Raw genomic sequence first — 5,666 nt, forward strand, 5'->3', positions numbered from 1 at the left:
GTGGGGTCAAGAGCAACAGTTTCCTGATTCGTTCGCACCGTGTGCCGCCACCCCGGGAGAGAACCTACCGTCGCCGCAGAAGAATCACAGCGACAGCGACCAGGGCCGCGAGATCTCCGAGGGCAATGAGGCCGACGAGGACCGTGGTCACAAGGGCCATGCCCACATCCTTCCATCCACCGAGCAGGGAGAGAACCGATGAGCCACACCGTCACCATCACGAGCCTGCCGGACGAGACGACCGACGACTACGGATACGAGTTCGGCGGCACGCATGGGGCCGACTGCATGGTTGGCAAGCGGTGCGAGAGGTGGGCGTGCCAGACCATGAATCCCGAGTACGAGACGGAGCGCATCCGCCACGGCCTTGAGCACTGGTGGAACTGGGACAACCGCGAGTGGATCGTGCACGACACCGACGACTGTGCGCTCGGCTACGCCTTCGAGTACCGCACGGAAGAGGAGACGTTCGACGGCCTCGACCTCGGCACCTACCCGGTGAGCATCGAGTGGGAGGACACGTGGTGGATCGAAGTGCAGAACACGGCAGGGGGTGAGGGGCGATGAGCGGCGAGCAGATCGACCTCATGGGCGCGCTCGAAGCGTCGGTTCTCCGTGCACGCCAGCGGGCGAAGGACAACGAGCCGTGCGCGACATGCGGCGGCGACCGACTGCGCACAGACTTCACCGGCAGCGGGCGATGCCACGCACCTATCGCCGGTGTCGTCGGACAGGAAGGAGACAGGCGATGAGCGTCTACGTGGACGACATGTTCCGCAAGGCCACCGTTCCGAACGGTCGCCGCGCCGTCTCGAGTGAGTGGCGCCACATGGAGGCCGACACCCGCGAGAGCTCGACGCGATGGCCGACAAGATCGGCCTTTCGCCGGTCGTATATCCAGAAGCCCGGGCATCCCGTCTACGAGCACTACGACGTGACCCGCCCCATGCGCGCCCGAGCGATCGCCGCCGGAGCGATCCCGATGACGATGCTCGAGCTGGCCGAAGTCCGCAATCGGTGGCGTGCCGCATGGCGCGCCGCCCAGGAAGGGCAGGTAAAGCGATGAGCGGGAGGGCGATGCGCCGCGCGATGGCGAAGGATCTGCACCACCTCGGCGTGCCCGGTGACCTTGAAGCGATCGCCGACTACCTCGTCTCGAAATGCGGGTGGACGCAAGGCGAACGCCAGAGGCTCACGCAGCCACTGACGCGACCGCTGATTAGAGACGACGAGCCGAACCAGGTGCAGGTCGGCATCACCGGATTCACCAGCGATGGCATCCCTGTGATGGGGAATGTCGCGCGCACAGCGGTCGAGCGGGTCGCTGAGGCGAGGGAGCGACAAGCGATGAGGAGAACGCGATGAGCGAGTACACACCTTCCACCGAGCACATCGAGAGCGTCTACGGACGAGTCCACGACACTCACGGCATCCCCGTTCAGTCCCAGGAGCGCCGTGCCGAGTTCCGTCGCTGGCTGGCTGCTCATGATGCCGAGGTACGAGCAGAAGCGTGGGACCAGGGCGCGGAGATGGGGCATCGACTCTACGCCGAGCCCATGAGCGTGATCACCGCGCGGAACCCATACCGGAAGGAGGAGGGATGAGCGAGCAGATCAGTATCACTCTGCCGGGCTATCAGTGGGAGGCGATCCTGCGTGGCCTTGCGTCGAGCGGATGGGACAGCATGCACGCCCTGCTCACCCAGAAGCTGGCTCATGGTGTCGTGGCCGAGGAACCGGAATGGGAGTACGGGTACGACTCAATCGCAGATGCGGAAGCGGAACGCCCTACGATGCGCCGTCGCAAGGCTGGCCCGTGGGTGCCTGTAGAGCAGGAAGGGAGGGACGAGACATGATCTCCACCTTCTGGGCGCGCCGTATCCGCTGGGGTCTCCGCGCCCGTATCACACCCGCATGGTGGCCGGTGTACGTGTTCCTGCCGGCGACGCGGCGCGCGTTCTACCACTCGTTCTACGGGCGAGGACTCTATTCGCCAGCGGTGCGACACCGCCGGCCCACCAACCACGAGATTGGGAGACAAGAGCGATGAGCAACGAACAAGCGATCGAGGCGGCGCGGCGGCGGTTCAACAACGCCGCCCACGCCCTGGCGGCGTCGGTGGACGTGACCGACCGCATCGCAACGGACCCGGAGTTCCCCGCTGATCGCACACCTCGCGCGGATGCCTTGCGCGTCGAGATGAGGGCCACCGACCTGCTGAGGTACCGCGAGGCCGATGCGGCCCTGACGGCAGCAATCCGAGAAGGCGATTGCGAGCACTGCGGGACGGCGATGCCGGACTGCCGCGACGACCGGGGTCGGTTCTGCTGTGAGGACTGCACTCACCCCAGTGCGTGGAATCCGGCGGAGCACTGCCCCGGCACCTGCGGGGCACGTCACCAGATTGCGTGTCCAGACTGCGGCTCGCACCTCATCACCGATTGCAAGCACGGAGTGAATTCGCTCTATGACGAGTGCGCCGCGTGCGACGCGGCAGATGTCGAGGTTGGGAGGGAGTCATGAGCGACTACGTGAAGCTGAGTGAAGCGCCGACCCTGGTGTTCCGGGAGCCGGAGTGCGGCACCTGCGCGCAGGAGTGCCAGTCGGATGGCGACGGCTGGCTATGCCCTTCCTGCGGTACGTCCTGGGGGTACAACGACTATGACCAGGGCGGGACGCTCTACGAGGAGTGGTCGGGCGAGCTGTTGAGCGGGGAACCCGCTCCGCCCGATGCCGACTACTTCAATGACCCGCAACTCAAGGCCAAGCGAGCGGAGCTACAGGCCGCGCAGAACGTCCGCCTCTGGGGTTGCGAGCATGGCATCTTCTGCCGAGGGAAGTGCGCGGCGAATGTCGAGATTGAGAGACAGAGCAATGGCTGACAACTACGCGCGCTACGTCGAGGGCGACGCCGAAGCGGAGCGCAACACGTGCGGCGCGGCCCGTCCCGGACTGTTCCAGATCCGCTGCACCCGAACGGCAGGCCACGGTCCCGCGATCGACCCGGGCGTCGGCGAGCACCTTCCATTGCTCTGTCTCCGAATCTCACGTGTTGCCAGGCCCTCTGCGTCTGATCCGAGAGAAGGTGGATAGTGCCCTGGTTCAAGGTCGATGACGGATTCTGGTCTCACCCGAAAGTCATCGAACTATCAGACGCCGCCGGGTGGCTGTGGGCGCGTGCGGGATCGTACTGTGCGAAGCACCTCACCAACGGTCGAGTCACCAGCGGGACCCTAAGGATGCTTGCCGCTGATCGTGATGCGGCGACGGAGCTTGTACTAGCCGGGCTCTGGGACTTCGATGCAGCCGAGAACGTGTGGGTGTTCCATGACTGGGCCGAGTACCAGCCCACCAGAGAACAGGTGGAAGCGGAGCGAGCGAAGACGCGTGAACGGGTTGAGAAACACCGTGCAAACAGGGTTAGTAACGGTGCGCGTAACGGCGTTACTAACGGTGTTAGTACGGGTGCCCCGTCCCGTCCCGTCCCGACCCCGACTACTACTTACGTTCCTGAGTCAAGTCACGTAACAACCGCGCGCGAAGTGACCGACGAGTTATCCACAGATTCGTTCAAGAGCGTGGTCGCTGACCAGTACGGCATCGACGTCAGCCGGGTCAGGGCACACATCATCGACAAGCTCGGGATAACCCTCACCCCGACGAACACCGTGGCGGTGTCCACATGGTTGCTGAACAAGCCGAAGACGATCCCACACTCGCCGACCAAGTACGTCCTAGGTTGCGTCACACGTTCGCCCGCAGAGGTCGAGCAATACATACACGAAGCCGCGCTGATCTGAGCGCGAAGTCATCCACAGGCCAGCAACCCTCACGGGCGGGTGGCCTTTTCCGTGCAAGGGAGTTTCACGATGCGTCGATCTGATGATTGGCGGTTGTCCGATGAATGGTTCGAAGCGTTCATCGAGGACGCCGAACAGAACCCTGTCCGCAGGAGACGGGTGTTGAGGGAGCGGATTCGTGCGCTCCCGGTGAAGGACACACTCGCGAGGGTGTTTCAAGACAAGACGGACGAGCTGATCAAGTACCTGCGTGGTGAACGTGAGAGGCATCTCAGAGAACAGGAGCGGATCGCATGACCGCGAGCATCATCCACGACCCGGACTTCCCGCACGGCACCCCGGTGGGGTTCACGAACGGGTGCCGGGGGTCGCATTGCCCTGCCGTGTTGCCGTGCCGTGACGTGCACCGCCGATACCAGGGCGAATGGGAGTTCAGGAGAGCGATCGACGCTGGTACACCCCTCGCGCAGATTCTCGAGGAGGAACGGAAAGCCGTCCAGGAGGCCGCAGACGCCGCTCTCGCGGCACGGAAGGCCCGCACGCATGCTGCACGACGTGAACGCGCCAACCAAGCCCGCAGAAAGGCGCGGGCAGGCACCCGGCCGACCCCTGCGAAGCACGGTGGCGAGCTGACCGAGTACCAGCAGCAGATCAAAACCCTCAACCAGGACGGTCTCACGGACGCGCAGATCGCGGAACGCCTCGGCAAAACCCGCAACCAGATCAAAGCCGTCCGCACCTACATCGGCTTGAAACCGAACCACAAACCCACCGTCGTACCCCGGGTGATCGAACTCATCCGCGAAGGCCACGCCAACCGGCCCATCGCCGAAGCCCTCGGTATCCATCACCGGTACGTCGCAACGATCAGACGACAAGAAGCCTCCACCACGGTGGGGGCTTCACTCATTCACGGAGGTGAGGCATGAGCACGGTGTACATCGCGGGGCCGATGAGCGGTCTCCCGGATTTCAATTACCCGGCCTTCCGTGCCGCCGAAGGTGAATTGCGGCGGGCGGGTCATGAACCACTGAACCCTGCCGACGCCGAAGCCCTGAACGATACCGGGGTGCCGCAGGCGTGGGCATGGTACATGCGACACGCGCTCGGCATGGTCATCCGCGCAGAGGGTATCGCCCTCCTACCCGGTTGGGAACGGTCAAGGGGAGCCACGCTCGAGCATCTCGTGGCGCTGCAGCTGGGCATGGACATTCGACCGATCGAAGGGTGGCTGGCATGAGCGCTTTGACGCCGGCTGAGGCCGTGATCGGTGGGGTCGTCCTCTACGTCGCATCTGACCCGCGTATTCAGGCGATGGTCGCGGAGAACGACGAGCAGCACTTCGTGGAGGGGTGTAAGTCTCCGTGGTTCGACCAGATGGTCGGGCAGGCGCTGATCGCAGTTCGGGAGGCATCGGTATGAGTGTCCTGATGGATGAAGAGACAGTCGTCCTCGACGAACCTCTCCATCGAGGTGCCACGCGAACACCGCTGCCCCACAACGAGCTCGGCGTGAAACGCCTACTCGGAGAGTTTTGCGTCGAGCCGTTCGATCTGGTCCTTGAGGATGCGAAGCAGCCGGACGAGATCACGTTGCTGGGGATCGCCGGAGACCTGCCCACCGTCGGAGGTATGACGGATGGGGAGATTCGCCTCCATCTTCTCGATGATGCGACCCGCCTCGGCGAGAGCATCCTTGCTGAAGTCGCCCTGGATTCGTTGATGTGCCATCCCCGCACCATATCGGGGGTGAGCTGATGAGCGCCATGCCGGTTTTGCTTGACCTGTTCTCATGCGCGGGCGGAGCGGCTATGGGATACCACCGTGCAGGGTTCGAGGTTATCGGCGTCGACAAAGACAAGCAGCCC

Annotated in this window: 13 protein-coding genes; all 13 read left to right on the forward strand. The window is 64.1% G+C overall.

Annotated features, from left to right (window positions below):
• Positions 1-202, forward strand: a 202-nt coding sequence (locus ACOJSN_RS21505; protein WP_420114527.1) for a hypothetical protein, incomplete at its 5' end; no start/stop codon positions are given.
• Positions 199-567 carry a hypothetical protein gene (locus ACOJSN_RS21510; RefSeq protein WP_420114528.1) on the forward strand — a complete coding sequence of 123 codons (369 nt, stop codon included), beginning with the start codon at positions 199-201 and terminating at the stop codon, positions 565-567. The genes ACOJSN_RS21505 and ACOJSN_RS21510, both read left to right, overlap by 4 nt.
• 181 nt (positions 568-748) lie before the next feature.
• The gene (locus ACOJSN_RS21515) at positions 749-1,066 is read left to right on the forward strand and encodes a DUF4031 domain-containing protein (protein WP_420114529.1); all 318 of its coding nucleotides are present in this window, start codon (positions 749-751) and stop codon (positions 1,064-1,066) included.
• A 23-nt stretch (positions 1,067-1,089) separates the two neighbouring features.
• Positions 1,090-1,365 carry a hypothetical protein gene (locus tag ACOJSN_RS21520; protein WP_420114530.1) on the forward strand — a complete coding sequence of 92 codons (276 nt, stop codon included), beginning with the start codon at positions 1,090-1,092 and terminating at the stop codon, positions 1,363-1,365.
• Positions 1,362-1,604, forward strand: coding sequence for a hypothetical protein (locus ACOJSN_RS21525; protein WP_420114531.1), 243 nt, complete (start codon positions 1,362-1,364; stop codon positions 1,602-1,604). The genes ACOJSN_RS21520 and ACOJSN_RS21525 overlap by 4 nt, the downstream gene beginning before the upstream one ends.
• A complete protein-coding gene (locus ACOJSN_RS21530; protein WP_420114532.1) occupies positions 1,601-1,855 on the forward strand; it encodes a hypothetical protein in 255 nt (84 codons plus the stop codon). The genes ACOJSN_RS21525 and ACOJSN_RS21530 overlap by 4 nt, the downstream gene beginning before the upstream one ends.
• Positions 1,856-2,518: 663 nt before the next feature.
• Entirely contained in the window at positions 2,519-2,881 is a 363-nt protein-coding gene (locus ACOJSN_RS21535) for a hypothetical protein (RefSeq protein ID WP_420114533.1), read from the forward strand.
• A gap of 210 nt (positions 2,882-3,091) precedes the next feature.
• A complete protein-coding gene (locus ACOJSN_RS21540) occupies positions 3,092-3,799 on the forward strand; it encodes a hypothetical protein (RefSeq protein WP_420114534.1) in 708 nt (235 codons plus the stop codon).
• Between the two features lie 93 nt (positions 3,800-3,892).
• Complete coding sequence (locus ACOJSN_RS21545; protein ID WP_420114535.1) at positions 3,893-4,096, forward strand: hypothetical protein; 204 nt, start codon at positions 3,893-3,895, stop codon at positions 4,094-4,096.
• A complete protein-coding gene (locus ACOJSN_RS21550; protein ID WP_420114536.1) occupies positions 4,093-4,728 on the forward strand; it encodes a hypothetical protein in 636 nt (211 codons plus the stop codon). The genes ACOJSN_RS21545 and ACOJSN_RS21550 overlap by 4 nt, the downstream gene beginning before the upstream one ends.
• Positions 4,725-5,039: a DUF4406 domain-containing protein gene (locus ACOJSN_RS21555; protein WP_420114537.1), complete on the forward strand. Its 315-nt coding sequence runs from the start codon at positions 4,725-4,727 to the stop codon at positions 5,037-5,039. Before ACOJSN_RS21550 ends, ACOJSN_RS21555 begins: the two co-directional genes overlap by 4 nt.
• On the forward strand, positions 5,036-5,221 hold the full coding sequence (locus tag ACOJSN_RS21560) for a hypothetical protein (protein WP_420114538.1): 186 nt from the start codon (positions 5,036-5,038) through the stop codon (positions 5,219-5,221). The genes ACOJSN_RS21555 and ACOJSN_RS21560 overlap by 4 nt, the downstream gene beginning before the upstream one ends.
• A complete protein-coding gene (locus tag ACOJSN_RS21565) occupies positions 5,218-5,556 on the forward strand; it encodes a hypothetical protein (protein WP_420114539.1) in 339 nt (112 codons plus the stop codon). The genes ACOJSN_RS21560 and ACOJSN_RS21565 overlap by 4 nt, the downstream gene beginning before the upstream one ends.
• Positions 5,557-5,666: the final 110 nt, after the last annotated feature.

Origin of the sequence: Pseudactinotalea sp. (genome assembly GCF_048594945.1) — a bacterium.
GTDB lineage: Bacteria > Actinomycetota > Actinomycetes > Actinomycetales > Beutenbergiaceae > Pseudactinotalea.

Bases quoted from the DNA above. Each gene is read 5' to 3' on its own strand.
- ACOJSN_RS21510 (WP_420114528.1), top strand. From the start codon at position 199: ATGAGCCACACCGTCACCATCACGAGCCTGCCGGACGAGACGACCGAC.
- ACOJSN_RS21515 (WP_420114529.1), top strand. From the start codon at position 749: ATGAGCGTCTACGTGGACGACATGTTCCGCAAGGCCACCGTTCCGAAC.
- ACOJSN_RS21520 (WP_420114530.1), top strand. From the start codon at position 1,090: ATGGCGAAGGATCTGCACCACCTCGGCGTGCCCGGTGACCTTGAAGCG.
- ACOJSN_RS21525 (WP_420114531.1), top strand. From the start codon at position 1,362: ATGAGCGAGTACACACCTTCCACCGAGCACATCGAGAGCGTCTACGGA.
- ACOJSN_RS21530 (WP_420114532.1), top strand. From the start codon at position 1,601: ATGAGCGAGCAGATCAGTATCACTCTGCCGGGCTATCAGTGGGAGGCG.
- ACOJSN_RS21535 (WP_420114533.1), top strand. From the start codon at position 2,519: ATGAGCGACTACGTGAAGCTGAGTGAAGCGCCGACCCTGGTGTTCCGG.
- ACOJSN_RS21550 (WP_420114536.1), top strand. From the start codon at position 4,093: ATGACCGCGAGCATCATCCACGACCCGGACTTCCCGCACGGCACCCCG.
- ACOJSN_RS21555 (WP_420114537.1), top strand. From the start codon at position 4,725: ATGAGCACGGTGTACATCGCGGGGCCGATGAGCGGTCTCCCGGATTTC.
- ACOJSN_RS21560 (WP_420114538.1), top strand. From the start codon at position 5,036: ATGAGCGCTTTGACGCCGGCTGAGGCCGTGATCGGTGGGGTCGTCCTC.
- ACOJSN_RS21565 (WP_420114539.1), top strand. From the start codon at position 5,218: ATGAGTGTCCTGATGGATGAAGAGACAGTCGTCCTCGACGAACCTCTC.